The following is a 19613-nucleotide window of genomic DNA, read 5'->3' on the forward strand; positions in this document are numbered from 1 at the left end:
TGGAGACAATTATGCTAACACAAGAAACATATACAGATAATAAACGTAATTTAACCTCACAAACTCTCGTGTTGATTTTAGCTGGAGGAAGAGGATCTCGTTTATATGAACTAACAGATACACGTGCAAAACCAGCTGTATATTTTGGTGGTAGTCGCCGTATTATTGATTTCGCACTATCAAACTGTATTAACTCAAATCTCCTGAAAGTAGGCGTTATTACGCAGTACGCAGCCCATTCACTACTTCGTCATTTACAACGTGGTTGGTCATTCTTACCTTATGAACGTAATCAATACATTGATATGTTACCTGCCCGCCAACAAATTGATGAGACAACATGGTATCGTGGAACGGCTGATGCGGTTTATCAAAATATGGAAATAATGAAGAGACACTATCGTCCAAAATATGTCATTATTCTTGCGGGCGACCATATTTATAAAATGAACTACAACAGAATGCTAGAAGATCACGTTGATTCTGGAGCTAAATGTACCGTAGGTTGTATTGAAGTGCCTCGTAGTCAAGCTAGCGAATTTGGTGTAATGGCTGTGAATGAAAAACTACAAGTGAAAGCTTTCGTAGAAAAACCTGCCGATCCTCCTGCAATGCCTGATAAACCAAATTCATCACTTGCATCCATGGGAATCTATGTATTTGATGCAGATTACTTATATGAAATGTTAGATAAAGAAGTCAGTAATCCAAATACGACTCACGATTTTGGTAAAGATATTATTCCTAAAGCGGTAGAACAAGGTGTGATCTATGCACACCCATTTGAACGTTCTAGTGAAGGTCGCAATGCAACAGGTACTATTTACTGGCGAGACGTCGGTACTATTGATAGCTATTGGTCTGCACATATGGATTTAGTCAGTGAAAAACCACAATTAGATCTTTATGATAAATCATGGCCAATTCACGGACGTCCACAACAAACTGCACCTGCAAGATTCTTCTATAAAAAAGAGCGTACCAGAACATTAGATAACTCTTTAATTGCGGGTGGTTGTGTAATCACTGATGCTGAAATTAGTAATTCTGTTTTATTCCATGAAGTTAAGGTTGGCGAAGATAGTGTTGTTTCAGAATCTGTTATCTTGCCACAAGTCACTATCGGGAAAAATTGTGTCATTAAACGTGCGGTAATTGATCGTCACTGTGAAATTCCTGATGGATTACAAATTGGAGTCAATCCAGAAGATGATGCGAAATACTTCCGCATTAGTAAAGGCGGTATTGTACTAGTTTGTCAAAAAATGTTAGATAAATTAGCAAAATAAATTCTCCTTAGGTAATTTTAGGGCGTAACGGCATTATGTATATTACGTTACGCCCCTATGTTTTTCGATATATCAAACAGGTTAATCTAAATGAAAATTTTACATGTTTGCTCAGAAATGTATCCGCTTATCAAAACAGGTGGACTTGCTGACGTCATTGGGGCATTACCTTATGCACAACAAGCTGAAGGTAATGATGTACGAGTGCTTCTCCCCTACTATCCTCAGGTTGCAGAAAAGCTAGGAGAAACCTCTGAAGTTGTCACATTGGGTACATTTGCTGGCGTTGTCACATTGAGATTCGCGTATTTTAATGGATTAGGTGTTTATGTTATTGATGCACCTGAGTTATTTAACCGTCCATTACCCTACTATGATGAAAATTATCATGACTATATGGATAACTATAAACGTTTTGCGTTACTGAGCTATCTAGGCGCTCAACTTTCCGAAGGCCTTGATAATTGGTGGGGACGAGCTGATGTTCTACATGCTCATGACTGGCAAGCTGGACTAGCTTGTGCCTATTTAAAAAGCTGGAATAGCCCTGTTAAAAGTGTTTTTACTATTCACAATATTGCTTATTCAGGTCGTTTCCAAGCTCATCACCTCAGTGAAATTGCACTACCTTGGTCTTTCTTCAATACAGAAGGTCTCGAATTTTACGGCGAAATCTCTTATTTAAAAGCGGGTTTATATTATGCTGATAAAGTCACAACAGTAAGCCCAACCTATGCTCAAGAAATTACGGAAGAAATTGCTGGTGGTGGGTTGCATGGATTATTACAAACACGCCAAGCAGAAGGTAGCTTACAAGGCATTTTAAATGGCGTAGATGGGGATGTTTGGAATCCTGAAACAGATAAAAATATTATTGCAAATTACCACTCAGGCTACATGCAAGGGAAAGCAAAAAATAAGGCTGAATTACAACGTTACTTTAATTTACCTGAAGAAAAAGAGTCTCTACTTTTAGTTATGGTCACACGATTGACAGAACAAAAAGGAGCTGATTTCTTGCTTGCAAATATTGATACCATCATGCAATACCCTGTGCAATTAATTGTACTAGGAAGTGGCTCGCCTGATTTAGAACAAGCATTGAGAAATGCTCAAGAAAAATATCCAAATCAAATCGGGGTTAAAATTGGTTATGATGAAGCCTTATCACACCAAATTATTGCGGGTGGAGATGTAATTTTAGTTCCTAGCCGATTTGAACCATGTGGTTTAACTCAACTTTATGGCTTAAAATACGGCACACTTCCTCTTGTACGAAAAACAGGTGGACTCGCTGATACAGTCAATAATAGCAATAAGGAATCAATAGAAAACCGTACTGCAACAGGTTTTGTTTTTAAAGAGCCCAATCCTGAAGATTTCTTAGATGCAATCTTAAAAGCCATCAAGCTATGGAAGAAACAAAAACTTTGGTCAAGTATTCGTCAGAATGCCTTAGCCCAAGATTTTGGATGGGCAAAAATCGCTAAGCAGTACCAAGAGCTCTACCATAAAATTGTATAAATAATATCGTAATAAGCGGTCAGTTTTAGAAAAATTTATCAAAAAACATCTAAAACTCACCGCTTGTAAATTTACAAATCTAGTAACACTCTGTATAATCCCCTCGCAATTTTTCCAGCTTTATATTTTAAATTTTAACTAAGGAACTATTGCAATGTTACGAGTAGTCAAAGAAGCACTTACATTTGATGATGTACTTCTTCTCCCTGCACATTCTACTGTGCTACCAAATACAGCCAATCTTTCAACCCAACTTACCAAAGAAATCCGTTTAAATATCCCAATGCTTTCAGCGGCGATGGATACAGTTACAGAAACAAAACTGGCTATTTCTTTAGCTCAAGAAGGTGGCATTGGTTTTATTCACAAAAATATGACCATTGAACGCCAAGCAGATCGTGTGCGTAAAGTGAAAAAATTTGAAAGTGGGATTGTTTCAGAACCCGTTACAGTGTCACCAAACCTAACACTAAAAGAACTGTCTCAATTAGTCACAAAAAATGGTTTTGCTGGCTACCCTGTTGTTGATGAGGAAAATAATCTAGTCGGTATCATAACAGGACGTGATACCCGTTTTATCTCTGATATGAATAAAACAGTGTCTGAATTTATGACCCCAAAATCACGTCTAGTCACTGTTAAAGAAGGTGCTGAACGTGATGAAATCTTCCGCTTAATGCATGAAAATCGTGTTGAAAAAGTACTTGTTATCGATGACGATTTCAAATTAAAAGGTATGATTACCCTTAAAGACTACAAAAAAGCAGAAAGTAAACCAAACGCATGTAAAGATGAATTTGGTCGCTTACGTGTTGGCGCGGCTGTTGGTGCTGGTCCAGGTAATGAAGAACGTATCGAGGCTTTAGTAAAAGCAGGCGTTGATGTGTTATTAATTGACTCTTCACACGGACATTCAGAAGGTGTTTTACAACGTGTACGTGAAACACGTGCAAAATACCCTAACTTACCAATTGTTGCAGGTAATATTGCTACCGCAGAAGGTGCTATTGCGTTAGCTGATGCAGGCGCAAGTGCAGTTAAAGTAGGTATTGGACCAGGTTCAATTTGTACAACGCGTATCGTTACTGGTGTGGGTGTTCCACAAATCACCGCAATTTCTGATGCGGCAGAAGCATTAAAAGATCGAGGTATACCTGTTATTGCCGATGGTGGTATTCGTTACTCTGGTGACATTGCTAAAGCATTAGCAGCTGGTGCATCTTGTGTAATGGTAGGATCAATGTTTGCTGGTACAGAAGAAGCACCTGGCGAAATTGAGCTATTCCAAGGTCGTGCATTTAAATCTTATCGTGGTATGGGCTCATTAGGTGCAATGTCTAAAGGCTCATCAGACCGTTACTTCCAATCTGATAATGCTGCAGATAAATTAGTACCAGAAGGTATTGAAGGTCGTATTCCTTACAAAGGTTTCTTAAAAGAAATCATCCATCAACAAATGGGTGGCTTACGCTCTTGTATGGGTTTAACAGGTTGTCCGACAATCGAAGATCTTCGTACAAAAGCACAATTTGTAAAAATCAGTGGTGCAGGTATCAAGGAAAGTCACGTTCATGATGTGACTATCACGAAAGAAGCGCCAAACTATCGTATGAGCTAATATGGATTTCCCCTAAGAGTGAATACTATTAGGGGAAAATTTTTTTATGAAACCAATACTTTTAATTTTAATTCCTCTAGTTATTGCTAGTTGCAGCCAATCTTCAAATCTATCCTCAAATCTATATGATGGATATTGGGCAATGTCGCCTGTCGATAATCTATATCGTTCAGTGAAATTTAATAAAAATGGTACTGTTGATATTTATGATTACAATTGTAACGAAAGTGACAAAAGTTATACACTAAATGCTATCGAAAACTACTCTCTGACTAAAATCAATAATACAAACTTTTATCTCTCAGAAGATAACCAATCACCCTTTGCTAAATTTAGTATTAGCAGTCTCACTAGCAATACGTTAAGGGCAAAACAAATATTTATTAATGATGAGATCATTCCTAGTATCAACTTGAAATATACCCGTTCAGCAACGGCTAAGCCAATTTGTGTATTTAATTAACAAGCGGTCAGTTTTCAATATTATTTTCCAAAGGATCTATCATGGTTTCACGAAAACAAGTCACCGATAAGATTAATAGCTATCTAAGACAAGGGCTCAATACCCAAAATAGAAAACGATTAAAAGCACAAAACCCAACTTTACTGTCGAGCAATTGTATTGGGGGATTTGTATTACATGATCTCAATCAAAAATTTAACTCCCCTTTTATCAATTTATATTTAACGGCAAAAGATTTTATCCAATATTTAAAACATATTGAATATTATCAACATCAATCTCTGCAATTCATCACCACAGAAAAACGTTACCCTGTCGCCAAATTAAATGATTTAACTATTCATTTTATGCACTATCACTCAGAGCAAGAGGCTAAACAGAAATGGGAAATTCGGACTAAGCGTATGAATTTAGAAAATTTATTCGTTGTGATGACAGATCGTGATGGTTGCACTTATCAAGATTTGATAGAATTCGACAATCTTCCATTTAACCATAAAATAGTTTTCACTCATCAACATTATCCAGAATTAAAAAGTGCATTTTATATTGCTGGATTTGAACAAAATGGCATGGTGGGAGATCTATTTGAATACACAGGATTAAGTGGTAAGCGATATTATGATCACTTTGATTTTGTAGATTGGTTTAATCGATAGATTCTATTTATTTAACATGGAGAGGTAATGAAAAAACTCACACTACTGTTATCTTCTACTTTTATGCTTTTTGCCTGTGCAAATGATTGGTCTTCATCGGGAGTACCTGATATTTATGAAGGGCAATCAAAAGAAAGTGTAATGCGTTCTCTAGAAAAAAATCATTGGATCATTCACGAAGAAAAACGTATTTCAGAGGAAGAAGAAGCACTATTGGCATCAGGTAAACCGACTAAACAATTTAGTGAATTATTTGCCTCTGAGTGCAGAGAAGCAGCATTTTTATTTATAAAAGATCATGGATTACAAGCTTTAGAAACTAGAGCATGTGGTAACAAACAATAGAAGAGAAAACAATGAACAACATTCATAATCACAAGATTTTAATTTTAGACTTCGGTTCACAATATACTCAACTTATCGCACGTCGTGTACGTGAGATCGGTGTTTACTGCGAACTTTGGGCTTGGGACGTTACCGAAGAACAAATTCGTGAATTTAACCCAACAGGTATCATTCTTTCTGGTGGTCCAGAAAGTACCACAGAAGATGATAGCCCGAGAGCGCCTGAATACGTATTCCAAGCAAATGTACCTGTATTGGGTATCTGCTACGGAATGCAAACAATGGCAATGCAATTAGGTGGTCTAACTGAAAGCTCTAATCACCGTGAATTTGGCTATGCTGCCGTTGAATTAAAGTCAAATGATTCATTATTTGCAAAATTAAATGATGATCTCACCGCTTCTACACCAAAATTAGATGTGTGGATGAGCCACGGTGATAAAGTTACTCGCTTACCAGAAAATTTCCAAGTAACTGGCGTTACTCCAACTTGCCCGATTGCTGCGATGTCTGATGAAAGTCGCCATTTCTACGGTGTACAATTCCACCCAGAAGTTACCCACACGAAAAGTGGTTTAGCGTTATTAACCAACTTTGTGGTCAATATTTGTGGTTGTGAAACCAACTGGACAGCAGAAAACATTATCGAAGATGCGGTTGCTCGTATCAAAGCACAAGTCGGCGATGATGAAGTGATTTTAGGCTTATCTGGTGGTGTCGATTCTTCTGTAACTGCCCTACTTTTACACCGTGCCATCGGTAAAAAACTCCACTGTGTATTTGTTGATAACGGTCTATTACGTTTAAACGAAGGCGATCAAGTAATGGAAATGTTTGGCGATAAATTCGGTTTAAATATTATCCGTGTAAACGCAGAAGATCGTTTCCTTGATGCATTAAAAGGCACAGATGAACCTGAAGCGAAACGTAAAATCATTGGTAAAGTGTTTGTGGATGTATTTGATGATGAATCGAAAAAACTCACAAGCGTGAAATGGTTAGCACAAGGTACAATCTACCCTGATGTCATCGAATCAGCGGCAAGTAAAACAGGTAAAGCGCACGTAATCAAATCGCACCATAACGTAGGTGGATTACCTGATTATATGAAACTTGGCTTAGTTGAACCTTTACGCGAACTATTCAAAGACGAAGTGCGTAAAATTGGTTTAGCCTTAGGCTTACCGGCTGAAATGCTTAACCGCCACCCATTCCCTGGTCCAGGCTTAGGTGTACGTGTATTAGGTGAAATCAAAAAAGAATACTGCAATTTATTACGTAAAGCCGATGCAATCTTTATCGAAGAGTTATACAACTCAGGTTGGTACTATAAAGTGAGCCAAGCCTTCACCGTATTCCTTCCAGTAAAATCTGTGGGCGTAATGGGCGATGGTCGTAAATATGATTGGGTTGTTTCCCTCCGTGCAGTTGAAACTATCGACTTTATGACTGCACACTGGGCGCATTTACCTTACGACCTACTCGGTAAAATCTCAAATCGTATTATCAATGAAGTAGATGGTATATCGAGAGTGGTTTATGACGTAAGCGGAAAGCCGCCTGCGACGATTGAGTGGGAATAAAAACTCACTGTTTCAGATAATTTCTTAACATTTCAAACAAACATAAAAGCCTTGATTATCAAGGCTTTATTTATTTCAACGCTATTCTCCCCTTTTCTACCTAGTTCCATTTCCTGACGGTATTATGGACGGTATTGTTTGACACCCATTCCATTAAGATCAAAAATACCGTCAAGATTATGACGGTATTGGAGAATCGTATTATGCTTACTGATAGCAAAATAAAATCGCTCAAAGCAAAAGAAAAGCTTTATAAAGTTCCTGATCGTGATGGCTTATATGTTGCCATATCAAAAGCTGGAACAATAATGTTTCGCTATGATTATCGTATCAATGGACGTAGGGAAACATTATCTATCGGAAAATATGGGATAGATGGCTTAACACTATCACAAGCTCGTGAAAAATTAATTGAAGCAAGAAAATTAGTTGCTAAAGGAATTTCCCCTGCTGGAGAAAAGCGTAAATTAAAAAATGCTATTCAAAATGCTGAACGTTTTGAAGATTTTGCTATACGCTATATCCAAGAAACTAATTTTGCAGAAAGTACAAGAGATTTACGAAACGCTACCTATCAGCGAGAAATTGCACCTTATTTTGCAAAAAAATTGATGACTGAAATTTCTACCGAAGAAATACGTAATCATTGCCAAATAATAAAAGAGCGAGGAGCTCCCTCTACTGCTATTTTTGTTCGTGATTTATTTAGTGCAGTATACAAATTTGCTATTGGAAAAGGTCATAATTTTATAAATCCAGCGGAGAAAATTTCTAATTCATCAATTGCAACTTTTCGCCCTAGAGAAAGGACTCTAACACCTAGAGAGATTCATTTATTTTTCAAAGAATTAAATAAAACCGAACGTTACTTTACCCTAAGAAAAGGAGTACTTTTTATTCTATATACTATGGTAAGAAAAAGTGAGTTTGTTAATGCTAAATGGAATGAATTTGATTTTACTCGTAATATTTGGACTATACCTAGTGAAAGGATGAAAGCTCGTAGAGCCCATAATGTATATTTATCAACTCAAGCTATAGAAATTTTGACTGCATTTAAACTCTATTGCGAAGATTCAGAATTTATTATTCCATCTCGTACTAGCCGTTTAAAACCTATTGCATTATCTTCCCTAAATAGAGTTGTAAATGAAACCGTATCTATAATGAATAACAAGGGAATTGAATTTGATCCGTTTACAGTTCATGATCTTCGAAGAACTGCTTCAACCTTACTTAATGAAAAAGGATTTAATACTGATTGGATTGAAAAATCTTTAGCTCATGAGCAACAAGGAGTTAGAGCTGTTTACAATAAAGCAGAATATGCTAAACAACGTAAGGATATGATGCAAAAATGGGCTGATATGATCGATACTTGGATTAGCGGAAAGGATTTATAATTATTGGTGGGTAATCCCCACCTTGTTTTTTTTATTTTATCTTAAAATTTACTTTCTAAATAAATATTCACCTTATTCATCCAATAAGTAAAACAATAAGTTACTAATAAGAAATATTCATCTCTTATTCAAAACCCTTCACAAAAATTTTTATTTTCTAATTAACCCTAACCATTTCAATTAATTTCAATTTAAAAATCAATATGTTATATGTATTTTAATTTATTGCTATGATGGCTATAATGACTAAAACCATGAGAAAATACGATGATCGAACAACAAAATAAACGTACTAAGCAGATAATTATTAGAGTAACGGAAGAAGAATATATTCAACTACTACATAATTCAACTCGTCCTCACCTTGCAACTTGGATTCGTGAAACTTGCTTAAATGAAAAATCCTCTAGTAAACATCATTGTAGAATAGATAAAAATTTAATCTCATGGTTGGGTAGATTAAATGGCAATCTCAATCAGATTGCTAAGTACATTAATGTACAAAATGCTATCCAAAATAGAATTGATATCATTAAAGTTTTATCTGAATTAGCTCTTATTCGCTCAAATTTAGATAACTTACTAGAAGCACAATATGCTGATAAAGATCTTCAAAAATAAAGGTAAAGGTAGTGCAAAGGCAAGTATTGACTATTTACTTGGTAAGGAAAGAAATCGTGAACTTGCGACTATTCTAAAAGGTAATCCTGAACTTTCTTTAGAAGTAGCACAAAGTCTAACTTTTGCTAATAAATACACCGTAGGATGTTTATCTTTTGAAGAAGATAATTTACCTCATCAATCTAAATTAGAATTAATGGAAAAATTTGAAAATATGGTTTTTGCTGGGCTTCATAATGAACAATTTAATATCAGTTGGATTGAGCATCGTGATAAAGGTAGGTTGGAACTTAATTTCTTTATACCCAATGTAGAACTCATTTCTGGTAAACGTTATCAACCATATTTTCACAAAAGTGATAAAAATTTATTTGATAGTTGGATTCAGTTACAAAATGCTCACTATAAACTAAGTGATCCACATGATCCTAGAAAAAAACAACTCTGCAAGTTTGAATTTAGCTCAGATATGAAACAGTCACAAATTAAAGAAGATTTAACAAATCTTATCGCTAATGGTATTACTGAGCAACAAATTTCATCTAGAGAAGATATTATCGAATTATTAGAACAAAGTGGCTTTAAGATTGAAAGAACAACAGAAAAATCCATTTCAATTAGTCACCCTGCATTGAAGAAAAATATCCGTCTTTCAGGAGCAATATATGAACATAGAGAGTTTGACGGCAAATTTGCAGAAGAATTTAAACGAGAAACAGCACTATATCAATCAAGAACTGGAGAACGAGTTAAACAAGCACAAAAAGTATTTGAACAATTACTTCAACGACGAGTTAAATTTAATCAGAAAAAATATCGAAAAATTGAATCGCTTGTTAATTCGCCCTCTTTTGATTATCAGCATAGTTTGCTTAGCTCTACCGATTGTACTCATAGTGACACTACTTTATCTAAACAACAAAATAGATTCCACTCAAGCGAAATTACAACAATACGAAATGATGTACAACCGACTACAACTCAAAGATCTTTCGAAATTAAGCCTATTCGAGAACGAGAGAATTATTCAATTAAAAATCCCACAAGAACAAGGGAGAATATTCCAAAGCCAAAATGGAAATTATATTTTAGAGATTTACAAGGATTAGGAATTGCCCATGCAAAACGAATTCAGCGATGCATTAAACGATTACTTAGCACAACTAGAGATCGACTTGAACAGATTATTGATAGAAAACGATCAATTCAGATTACTGAATTTAGAATTACGCAATCAAAACGAACAATTAATACAGCTCAACAACGAATTACAGAATCAGAACTTACGATTAAATCAGCTATTAAACAGCAAAAACTAAAGCCAGCGTTCAAGATCATTATATAGGAGAAATGTATGAGCAATTTAATAGAACTCATTGAAAATGAAGAATATATTGATATAGGTGATACTCGAGCTATTGATTATTATGACGCTGTAGATTTGGGACTAGAACCTGAAAGTTATAGTAGAGATATTCCTATTGGAATACATAATCTAAAATTAATGTTTAAAACATGGGGAAAGAAAAATAGTTTAAATTGTTTTTTTCAAGATATTTTTAGTAAAAAACGATATAGAATAGCCTTTTTTACTAATCAGAATAAAAAATATCGTTATTCTCCAAAAAATAATATCATTGATTTCAGTGAATTAGGTATTATTGAAAATATATATGAGATTCATATTTCAAAAACTAATACATAAAAGCATATAACTTTACTTGCATGTTTTTAATTTTATTGGTACATTTCAAAAAATATCCTTGTACTTGATAATACATATGCTTTACTACACCAATTTGGAAGAGATTATCTTTAACAAACATCTTCATCTACCAAAACCTGATGAGTTGGTTATTATCTCAGGATATATTGGACCAACTCCAATGCAAAGATTAAAAGAATTACCCCTAAGAGTTACTGTCATTGGAGGAATGTATTCTAAGGGCATAAATCCAAACCTATGGGAATCATTAAATCACATAAGCTCACAAAATAAAAATATTGATCTTTATTTTTCTACATTAGATATCCATTCTAAAATATATTTATGGAAGAAAAAAAATGAAATAATTTCAGTTTTAATTGGTTCTGCCAATTTTTCACGTAACGGATTATGCACTAATTTTAGAGAATCTTTAGCTGATGCCTCTAGTGATACTTTTGAGCCATTAAATGAATACTTAACATTGATCAAACAGAATTCTACGACAACCCCAAAAATATCTGACAACTCACAATCTACAGAATATACATATGCAGTAAATGATAAAAACCAACAATACAATTTAAAATTCAAATATGATATTCCACTATATGATGAGCAAAAAAATATTGTTCCGCCTAAAAGTGGGTTAAACTGGGGATTGTCAAATGGGCATGTATCAAAAGGAGATGCTTATATTAGAATTCCTCAAAAGTTATTACAAGAAAATCAAAATTTAATTCCTTCTTTTGAAGATAGCTATATTTCTGAATCATCAAGACGACGTAACTCTGATCCTATTGAAATCATATGGGATGATGGAGTTATCATGGAAGCATCTTTGGAAGGAAATCAAGATTTTAATGGCTTAAAGTATCCAAAGCAAATAGCCTCTTATAGTAGCCAAACCCCAATTTATCACAATGGTAAACGTATTTCGGCTAAAAGTATCCTAGGCCGATATTTACGAAAACGATTAAATGTATCCTTAGAAGAAGAAATTACTATTGAAACATTAAGGACATACGGACGAAATACAATCACATTATCTTTAGTTGAGAATGGAATATATTTTGCCGATTTTTCTGTTTAAACTAATCAAAATATTAGCATAGTAGACAAAAGAATGGGTAATTTAACTACTTGGTGATAAACAACCCGATTAGTTAGGCTATTGAGTAAAACTAAAATACCCAATTCTCGTCCAAAGAAAGTCACATCCATTAATAGATTTAATTGAGTACTTCTAGGCAAGGTTAATTCAGCTTTTGGATCTTTATCAATATATCGTTGAATGGTTCTTATTGAGCAATGATATTTTTCATCGAGCTGTTGGTACCATATTTATGAATTGTGGAATTATGAGGCATAGTAGACAAAAGTGTGGGAAAAAAGTGGGTTAAGCCCTTATAGTACAAGGCTCTATCTCACTTTTGTCTACTATGCCCATTCAGTAAATCATAAAGTTTTTTAGTATTGACCTACTCCTCAAGATTTTATCTACTATGAAAAGCATCAACTCTCTTTTCTAATTAAGTATTGATGAAAATCATATACAGTCTCAGCTAAAATCTTCGCAAATTTAGGAGGAACTGCGTTACCAATCATCTCAAAATTAGCAACCATTGATTCATTAAAAAAGAAGTCATCATCAAAAGTTTGTAGTCTAGCGGCCTCTCTAACGGTAATAGAACGCTTTTGTAAAGCATCTGGATGAATATGCCTTAAACCATCTTTTTTTAGATGTGCAGGAATCGTGTTACTTTGCTCATCCCATCTCAATACATAATATTTATGTACGCTAGTTTCCTTTCCTGTCTTTTCATAATAAAACTTAATCAATGCATCAACTTTAGAATATCTAAATGTGCCATTTTCTATATCTTTTGCTAACTCATAAAAAATATCTTGATCTCTTTGGCTATGGAATCTTGAAATATGTCCATTAATTTCAGAATTATTATTATATGCTACTCTTTTTTCAGGATTTTTAAGTGGATATATTGGTGGAAGATCTCCTATTGCATTTCTAACAGTCAATTTTGTTATTATTTTTCTTTTATTTAATAATTTATAAAAATAATTTAATTCACTCTGATAATCAATAAAGTCAGTATCTTTTCTTATTCCAATAATAATTACCCGTTTTCTATTTTGTGGAATACCAAACTCTGAGAGATCTAAAAGTGCATTTTCCTTCATATTGTCAATAATTTCATAACCTATATTTCGCAAACTTTTTTGAATTAAAGTAGTAATTTTCTCACCCGTTGGAATAGCTGATAAAATGCCTTCTACATTCTCAAAAATAATTAGCTTTGGACGATAATGAGCTACAACAGCAATGTAAGATTCAAATAAAAAATTCCTATAGTCGTTCTTCATATTATTAACATCCCTAGCTCGACCTGCAATAGAATAAGCCTGGCAGGGAGGGCCTCCAGTAATAATATCAACTTTTCTTTTATTTATAATAGAATCTAGACCTAGTGAATCACCAAAAATATTATCATTCCATCCATGTATTAATTCTGTTGTCCTCTGAATATCGAAATATAACACCCTTGATTTAGCATCCTCTATTTGATACTTGTTTTCTAATCGATTAATTAATGTATTAACTTGTGGCTTTTGCCATTCAACGGCTGCTAGGCAATTATATTTTTGTGTTTGCTCAAAACCATCTAATAATCCCCCACAACCTGCAAATAATTCAATAGTATTTAACATATTATTTTTTTTCTAATAGCTTTTTACCAATAACAAAACCTAATAATGGAGGAACAGCATTACCAATTTGTCTATATTGCTGAGTTTTTGTTCCTTTAAATTCAAAATGATCTGGAAATGATTGTAATCTCGCATTTTCTCGGGCTGTAGGAATTCTATTCCAACAATAATGAAAATGATTTCTATGGCCCGTATCAATAGTCCTTGATGGCTTTTGACTATGATAACGAGTCCAAGCTTCATTAAATTTTCTCGATTCCCCAACCCCAGGAGGAAGATCTTTATAATTACCACCTTCTGGAACTTGCTTGATTACAGAAACAACCAAATCAGTATGTTTAGTGGCTACGTGATTTAATAATTTTAATGATTTCCTTCTCATCATCTTCTGATAACTACTTTGAGCTGGTTTAGTATATTCTGCTACTTCAGTTCCTAACATGTTTTCCAAACTAGGTAAATCTCCTATAGCTTGTTCACAAGTTACATAATCTTTTTCTGCATGTGTAGGAGGTGGAAACTCAAATGGTTCTCTACTTTTAGTACCCACAAAAAACATTCTTTTACGAATTTGTGGAATACCATAATCAGGGGCATAAAGTAATTTTTCTGATACAGAATAGCCTAATCGTTTAAATTCATTCATAATGGCCTCTTTTGCTCTTCCTTTATACAAAGTTGCAATGCCTGGCACATTTTCAATAACAATAAACCTAGGATTAATTCTTTCTGCTAATTTAAAAACAGAATAAAATAATTTATTTCTATTATCATTTTCTTCTCTTTTACCAGTTAATGAAAAACCTTGGCAAGGTGGTCCTGCTACTATCAATTCTATTTTTTTTCTACCTAATGCATCGATTATAATATCCAAACTTTCTTGTTTCGATAAGTCTAGCTTTAGTGCTTTTGCATGCATATGGTTGTGAGAAAAAGAATCTAACGCAGATTGTTCAATATCTACTCCAACTATACACTCAAATCCAGCTTGTTCGAATCCAAATGATAATCCTCCACATCCAGAGAATAAGTCAATCATATATTTTTTAATCATTTTTTACCTATAAAAATTCTATAATGTACAATTGTATCACAATCCACACTTACCATATAAATTTATCTAAAAAGGTCAAGGGAATTCCCTTGCAAGTCCACAGAGCTAGCTCTGTGTGTACTTGCCCTTCTTAGCTAATTTAAAAAATAGGAGTTTTATATGACCACCCCATATTCATACACTAGTAAAAAACAAATCGCTGAGTTATATGCTAAAGCTTCATTAAAACCAATCTCATTATTAAATTGCGAGAATTTTTCAAACACAGGAAAGATAGGCTTACTACTAACAATTTCATTTTATATTACATCCTCTTTACTCTGCATCTATTGGTTTACATTAGATACATCAATTAAACAATATTTACTTCTTTCCATTCTATTGTTAGCAATTGTTTGGCTTTTAAGATATATGATTGACGTTCTTCTAAAACTGTATCAAAAAAATCTTGAATATGAATTTAAAAATTTGCCATCTCCTAAAAAGTTATTAAAAGTTATCAATGGAATGTTAGCATTTGCAGAAAAAGAAGGCTTCACTAGGGATTCTATGAGTGTATTTATATCTGAAAATTTAAGAGATGAAATTAATATAGGAAAAACAACCATTAATAAGTGGTTTGCTATGTCAAATGATGCAGTAAAAAATAAACTTTAAATATCAATAGGTTAAATTTTTCAAAAGTGGAATTTACCTTTTTGAAAAGACATTTTATACAAATTTTTCTAGGATTTCTTGCAGTTGCAATTTAATTCAAACACTAGTAGGAGATTCTATGAAACAACCAATGCAACCAACAGATCGATTTATTCGTAAATCAGAAGTATCTAAACTTACAGGGTTATCGAGTACATCAATTTGGCGACTATCCAAAGCGGGAGATTTTCCTAAATCAATTAAGATAGGAGAAAATGCAGTACGCTACTCTCTTAACGAAATTCTTTCTTGGATTGAAACCAAAAAATCAGAGAGGGGCTAATATGAATATTCAAAAAGCTCCCTACTTCTCACATCAATCTAAAGCTCCTTTTGATGAAACAATTATATTGGCTGGAACTTTAGCTTGGGATAAAGGTTACCATGAAACGATCATTAATTGGCTATCATTAAAAAATGATAAGAAGTTCGTTATTTTAGGGGATGAACAATTAGAAAAATTACCCAATTTACAAATTGTGAGAAAAGAAAAGCGATCTGCAAGAATTATTCAACTTGGAGAATTAAGTGGTACTCATATTGCACTAATTTGCCAAAGTATTGCAATGTTATCAAGAGTATCAACATTACTGCTATTTGATAATGCCCTTTCACTCAAAGAAAATTTAACTAATTATCTTGAGCGTATTCGAAATAATCAAGCCGTTACATTCGCTGAACTAGATAGAACTATACAACTTAATGAATCTGATGTATCGAAACATTTTCTTGAATACTGTGAAGAAAGCTATGCTTATAATAAAGAAACAAAACAATTTTATTATTATGAGAAAGATATTTGGAAACCAATTGATGATTATCTATTAACTGCTAATCTCATTAAATTTCTCAAGAGCATTAACGCTAAGTACACCAAAAAACAGCTTGATAATTATGTAGCTTTATTACGTTATGATGTACCTTTAATGCAAAATCCAAAGCCTGAATTAATGGGATTTTTAGATGCTGTGATTGATCGATCAACTGGTGAAGTATCGGAACATAGCCCTACTCATTGGCTATTGTCTATTATCCCCTTTCATTATAAAAACACTCAAAAACATACACCTAATTTTGATAAATGGCTTAATTTCGTTAGTAATAATAGCGAAAAGAAAAAAAACGTTTTATTAGCTTTACTGTATATGGTTTTAAGCAATCGTTATGACTGGCAATTATTTATGGAAATAACAGGAAATGGTGCAACAGGAAAATCAATTCTTACTAATATTTGCATGGAAATCATAGGATTAGATAATGTTATCTCTCTCAATTTAAATAATCTTGATAACCCAAAGGAACGTTATCCTATTAAAGATAAATTACTCATCATCTGCCCTGATCAACCTAGCTATAAGATGATAGGCTCTGGTCTGAAAGCAATTACTGGAGGAGATTTAATTCGAGTAGAACCTAAATATAAAGACCCTATTAGCATTACTTGCAAAGCTGTTGTGATTATAGTCAATAATGAACCTACTAAATTTATTGATCGAAGTGGTGGTATAGAGCGTAGAAGAATTATTATCCATCTTTCTCGTGTAGTCCCTGATAACGAACGAGATTTACAACTCTATCAAAAAATTAAAACTGAAATCCCAAGTATAATCCAACAACTATTATCAAAATTTTCAGATAATCCCTTAATAGCTAGAGAGATTCTACTAGACCACAAAAAAAGTAGCGAATCCTTAAAAATCAACCAATTTTCAGATCCCATTGTAGAGTTTTGTAGTCATTTCAAAACAACTGCTGATACAAATGGACTTTTTGTCGGAAATGCCAATAGCAAAAATTGGAAAGATACTCTATATTCGGCTTATCTAGCTTTCTTGAAAGCAAACAACTTGTCCTATAAAATTACATTGCCTCTGTTCGCCAAAGCTATGGAACAAGGGCTTAGGCAGAATAAGTGTACATTTGACTACACAAGAACCAAGAGAAAACAAGGTTTTCAAACCAATGTACACTTTAAGGATATCGAAGAATTTAGTGTACTTTTTATCAAATAAAAGTTCGAAAATACTCATTGTATAAAGTTATATGTTAACAAATAGTTTTTATTACTAGGAGTGAAATAATATGAAAATAAGTTATATAAAAATAAAAAACTTCAGGGGATACGAAAAAGAAATAGTAGTAAATTTTGACAACCTAACTGCAATTGTAGGTAAAAATGATGTTGGAAAATCCACTATACTTGAGGCTCTAGACATTTTTTTTAATAATGGTAAAGGAATCATTAAGATAGATAAAAATGATGTAAATAAAAAGGCTGTAGAATCTGGAGATTTTGAAACAATTATTACTGTTTGTTTTGATGATCTTCCAGAAAAAATTATTATAGATTCCTCTGTTGAAACAACACTTAAAGATGAATACTTACTTAACTCACAAGAAAAACTAGAAATTATCAAAAAATATAAAAATGGTGGTTCCCATAAAGTCTATTTAAAAGCAAAACATCCAAATAATCCTAAATGTTCTGATTTATTACTAAAGAAAAACACCGAACTGAAAAAATTGATGCAAGATGAAGATATTTCAAATGCTGATTTTAATATAAACTCTTCTATGAGAAAGGGATTGTGGCAAAAATATTTAAATGATCTGCAACTTGAAGATATTGAAATTGATGTCACTAAAGAAGATGCTAGAAAAATTTGGGATAAATTAGCTATATATTTACCTGTTTATTCTTTATTTCAATCTGACAGAAAAAATAGTGATAACGATAATGAAGTGCAAGATCCACTTAAAGAAGCAGTAAAGCAAATAGTTAATGATGAAAGTTTGCAAACTAGCTTGGCTGAAATTGCAGATATAGTTAGAAATAAGATAGAGGAAGTCTCATCTAGAACCCTACAGAAGATTAGAGAAATGGATCCAGAAATAGCCAATACGCTAAATCCAATTATTCCATCATCAGAAGATTTAAAATGGCAAGATGTTTTCAAAAACGTTTCTATTTCAGGAGACGAAAATATTCCAATTAATAAAAGAGGAAGTGGAGTTAGGAGATTAATTTTACTAAATTTTTTTAGAGCTGAAGCAGAAAGACGTGCAGAAAATAATGAAAATGCTAATGTTATTTATGCTATTGAAGAGCCAGAAACATCACAACATACAAGTAATCAGCATAAATTAATTAAAGCCCTTAAAGAGCTTTCAAATCAAGACAAAACACAAATATTACTAACCACTCATAGCTCTAACATAGTAAAACAACTAGATTTTGAAAATCTTAGACTACTAAAAAATACTAATGAAGACAAAAAAATCATAAATGTATCTCCTAAACAATTAAATTATCCATCATTAAATGAAGTAAATTACTTAGCTTTTGAAGAAATAACTGAAGAATATCACAATGAATTATATGGACATATTGAACTACAAGGTTGGCTACAAGAATATAGAGCTAATAAATCCAAAATGTCATATCATAAACAAAATAGAGATGGGAGTCCAGTGAACCCTGATGGACCGCAAAAAATATGTTTAACAGATTATATTAGGCACCAGATTCATCATCCCGAAAATAATCTAAATACTCGATTTACTCCAAACCAATTAAAAGAATCTATAGAGCAAATGAGAATATATATATCTGAAAAAAAGAAAAATAAAGGGGAATCTTAGGTATTTAGCTTAAACCAATCAATAAGGGATTCTTTGTAAGCTAATCTAGAAAAATGAAGGCTATAATATTGATTACGATGCACAAGGTGCATACTTTGCATAAAAAGAAATTTTGGATTTTTAAACAAGGAAAATAGTTTATTTTACAATCAATACTATCATTTTTATTTGTCGGTATTTTTGACGGTACAATCTATTTTAGTAGATAAAATTATCATTAAATATCAATAAGTTAAACTTAAAAGATATGATTGAGTGGGAATAATATAAATAAAATTCAT

Annotated in this window: 18 protein-coding genes; 16 read left to right on the forward strand and 2 right to left on the reverse strand. The window is 33.1% G+C overall.

Features of this window, described 5'->3' with window-relative positions; genetic code table 11:
• Positions 1-11 precede the first annotated feature (11 nt).
• The 12 genes from glgC (at position 12) to A6A10_RS05380 (ending at position 12303) form a co-directional block, all read left to right on the forward strand.
• A complete protein-coding gene (gene glgC / locus A6A10_RS05325; RefSeq protein ID WP_121121252.1) occupies positions 12-1289 on the forward strand; it encodes a glucose-1-phosphate adenylyltransferase in 1278 nt (425 codons plus the stop codon).
• 90 nt (positions 1290-1379) lie between these two features.
• Positions 1380-2813, forward strand: coding sequence for a glycogen synthase GlgA (gene glgA / locus A6A10_RS05330; RefSeq protein WP_121121251.1), 1434 nt, complete (start codon positions 1380-1382; stop codon positions 2811-2813).
• Positions 2814-2967: 154 nt separating this feature from the next.
• Positions 2968-4431: an IMP dehydrogenase gene (gene guaB / locus A6A10_RS05335; protein WP_121121249.1), complete on the forward strand. Its 1464-nt coding sequence runs from the start codon at positions 2968-2970 to the stop codon at positions 4429-4431.
• Between the two features lie 46 nt (positions 4432-4477).
• The gene (locus tag A6A10_RS05340; protein WP_121121247.1) at positions 4478-4894 is read left to right on the forward strand and encodes a hypothetical protein; all 417 of its coding nucleotides are present in this window, start codon (positions 4478-4480) and stop codon (positions 4892-4894) included.
• Positions 4895-4935: 41 nt separating this feature from the next.
• The gene (locus tag A6A10_RS05345) at positions 4936-5553 is read left to right on the forward strand and encodes a DUF1919 domain-containing protein (protein WP_121121245.1); all 618 of its coding nucleotides are present in this window, start codon (positions 4936-4938) and stop codon (positions 5551-5553) included.
• Between the two features lie 27 nt (positions 5554-5580).
• Positions 5581-5898: a hypothetical protein gene (locus A6A10_RS05350; RefSeq protein ID WP_121121243.1), complete on the forward strand. Its 318-nt coding sequence runs from the start codon at positions 5581-5583 to the stop codon at positions 5896-5898.
• 11 nt (positions 5899-5909) lie between these two features.
• Positions 5910-7481 (forward strand): glutamine-hydrolyzing GMP synthase, encoded by a 1572-nt coding sequence (gene guaA, locus A6A10_RS05355; protein ID WP_121121241.1) that lies wholly within the window; start codon positions 5910-5912, stop codon positions 7479-7481.
• 203 nt (positions 7482-7684) lie between these two features.
• Positions 7685-8884, forward strand: a complete 1200-nt coding sequence (locus tag A6A10_RS05360) for a tyrosine-type recombinase/integrase (RefSeq protein WP_121121239.1) — start codon at positions 7685-7687, stop codon at positions 8882-8884.
• Positions 8885-9151: 267 nt separating this feature from the next.
• Positions 9152-9505 (forward strand): plasmid mobilization protein, encoded by a 354-nt coding sequence (locus A6A10_RS09630; RefSeq protein WP_229583594.1) that lies wholly within the window; start codon positions 9152-9154, stop codon positions 9503-9505.
• Positions 9480-10850 carry a relaxase family protein gene (locus A6A10_RS05370; protein WP_121121237.1) on the forward strand — a complete coding sequence of 457 codons (1371 nt, stop codon included), beginning with the start codon at positions 9480-9482 and terminating at the stop codon, positions 10848-10850. The genes A6A10_RS09630 and A6A10_RS05370 overlap by 26 nt, the downstream gene beginning before the upstream one ends.
• Before the next feature lie 9 nt (positions 10851-10859).
• Complete coding sequence (locus tag A6A10_RS05375; protein ID WP_121121235.1) at positions 10860-11210, forward strand: hypothetical protein; 351 nt, start codon at positions 10860-10862, stop codon at positions 11208-11210.
• Between the two features lie 76 nt (positions 11211-11286).
• The gene (locus A6A10_RS05380) at positions 11287-12303 is read left to right on the forward strand and encodes a restriction endonuclease PLD domain-containing protein (protein ID WP_121121233.1); all 1017 of its coding nucleotides are present in this window, start codon (positions 11287-11289) and stop codon (positions 12301-12303) included.
• A gap of 422 nt (positions 12304-12725) precedes the next feature.
• Here the strand turns inward: A6A10_RS05380 and A6A10_RS05385 are convergent, their stop codons facing one another.
• Both A6A10_RS05385 and A6A10_RS05390 read right to left on the reverse strand, forming a co-directional pair.
• Entirely contained in the window at positions 12726-13940 is a 1215-nt protein-coding gene (locus A6A10_RS05385; protein ID WP_121121231.1) for a DNA cytosine methyltransferase, read from the reverse strand.
• Position 13941: 1 nt separating this feature from the next.
• The gene (locus A6A10_RS05390) at positions 13942-14994 is read right to left on the reverse strand and encodes a DNA cytosine methyltransferase (protein WP_121121229.1); all 1053 of its coding nucleotides are present in this window, start codon (positions 14992-14994) and stop codon (positions 13942-13944) included.
• Positions 14995-15153: 159 nt separating this feature from the next.
• Here A6A10_RS05390 and A6A10_RS05395 point away from each other — a divergent pair, with 159 nt between their 5' ends.
• The 4 genes from A6A10_RS05395 to A6A10_RS05410 all read left to right on the forward strand — a co-directional run bounded on the left by A6A10_RS05395 (position 15154) and on the right by A6A10_RS05410 (position 19332).
• Complete coding sequence (locus A6A10_RS05395) at positions 15154-15651, forward strand: hypothetical protein (protein WP_121121227.1); 498 nt, start codon at positions 15154-15156, stop codon at positions 15649-15651.
• A gap of 118 nt (positions 15652-15769) precedes the next feature.
• Entirely contained in the window at positions 15770-15973 is a 204-nt protein-coding gene (locus tag A6A10_RS05400) for a helix-turn-helix transcriptional regulator (RefSeq protein WP_121121226.1), read from the forward strand.
• A gap of 1 nt (position 15974) precedes the next feature.
• Positions 15975-17702, forward strand: a complete 1728-nt coding sequence (locus A6A10_RS05405; RefSeq protein WP_170143747.1) for a DNA primase family protein — start codon at positions 15975-15977, stop codon at positions 17700-17702.
• A gap of 70 nt (positions 17703-17772) precedes the next feature.
• Complete coding sequence (locus tag A6A10_RS05410) at positions 17773-19332, forward strand: ATP-binding protein (protein WP_121121222.1); 1560 nt, start codon at positions 17773-17775, stop codon at positions 19330-19332.
• The last annotated feature ends 281 nt before the right edge of the window (positions 19333-19613 follow it).

This window comes from Otariodibacter oris, assembly GCF_009684715.1.
GTDB classification, from domain to species: Bacteria; Pseudomonadota; Gammaproteobacteria; order Enterobacterales; family Pasteurellaceae; genus Otariodibacter; species Otariodibacter oris.

Excerpts from the sequence above, each read along its gene's own strand:
- glgC (WP_121121252.1), top strand. The coding sequence starts at position 12 with ATGCTAACACAAGAAACATATACAGATAATAAACGTAATTTAACCTCA.
- glgA (WP_121121251.1), top strand. The coding sequence starts at position 1,380 with ATGAAAATTTTACATGTTTGCTCAGAAATGTATCCGCTTATCAAAACA.
- guaB (WP_121121249.1), top strand. The coding sequence starts at position 2,968 with ATGTTACGAGTAGTCAAAGAAGCACTTACATTTGATGATGTACTTCTT.
- A6A10_RS05340 (WP_121121247.1), top strand. The coding sequence starts at position 4,478 with ATGAAACCAATACTTTTAATTTTAATTCCTCTAGTTATTGCTAGTTGC.
- A6A10_RS05345 (WP_121121245.1), top strand. The coding sequence starts at position 4,936 with ATGGTTTCACGAAAACAAGTCACCGATAAGATTAATAGCTATCTAAGA.
- A6A10_RS05350 (WP_121121243.1), top strand. The coding sequence starts at position 5,581 with ATGAAAAAACTCACACTACTGTTATCTTCTACTTTTATGCTTTTTGCC.
- guaA (WP_121121241.1), top strand. The coding sequence starts at position 5,910 with ATGAACAACATTCATAATCACAAGATTTTAATTTTAGACTTCGGTTCA.
- A6A10_RS05360 (WP_121121239.1), top strand. The coding sequence starts at position 7,685 with ATGCTTACTGATAGCAAAATAAAATCGCTCAAAGCAAAAGAAAAGCTT.
- A6A10_RS09630 (WP_229583594.1), top strand. The coding sequence starts at position 9,152 with ATGATCGAACAACAAAATAAACGTACTAAGCAGATAATTATTAGAGTA.
- A6A10_RS05370 (WP_121121237.1), top strand. The coding sequence starts at position 9,480 with ATGCTGATAAAGATCTTCAAAAATAAAGGTAAAGGTAGTGCAAAGGCA.
- A6A10_RS05375 (WP_121121235.1), top strand. The coding sequence starts at position 10,860 with ATGAGCAATTTAATAGAACTCATTGAAAATGAAGAATATATTGATATA.
- A6A10_RS05380 (WP_121121233.1), top strand. The coding sequence starts at position 11,287 with ATGCTTTACTACACCAATTTGGAAGAGATTATCTTTAACAAACATCTT.
- A6A10_RS05385 (WP_121121231.1), bottom strand. The coding sequence starts at position 13,940 with ATGTTAAATACTATTGAATTATTTGCAGGTTGTGGGGGATTATTAGAT.
- A6A10_RS05390 (WP_121121229.1), bottom strand. The coding sequence starts at position 14,994 with ATGATTAAAAAATATATGATTGACTTATTCTCTGGATGTGGAGGATTA.
- A6A10_RS05395 (WP_121121227.1), top strand. The coding sequence starts at position 15,154 with ATGACCACCCCATATTCATACACTAGTAAAAAACAAATCGCTGAGTTA.
- A6A10_RS05400 (WP_121121226.1), top strand. The coding sequence starts at position 15,770 with ATGAAACAACCAATGCAACCAACAGATCGATTTATTCGTAAATCAGAA.
- A6A10_RS05405 (WP_170143747.1), top strand. The coding sequence starts at position 15,975 with ATGAATATTCAAAAAGCTCCCTACTTCTCACATCAATCTAAAGCTCCT.
- A6A10_RS05410 (WP_121121222.1), top strand. The coding sequence starts at position 17,773 with ATGAAAATAAGTTATATAAAAATAAAAAACTTCAGGGGATACGAAAAA.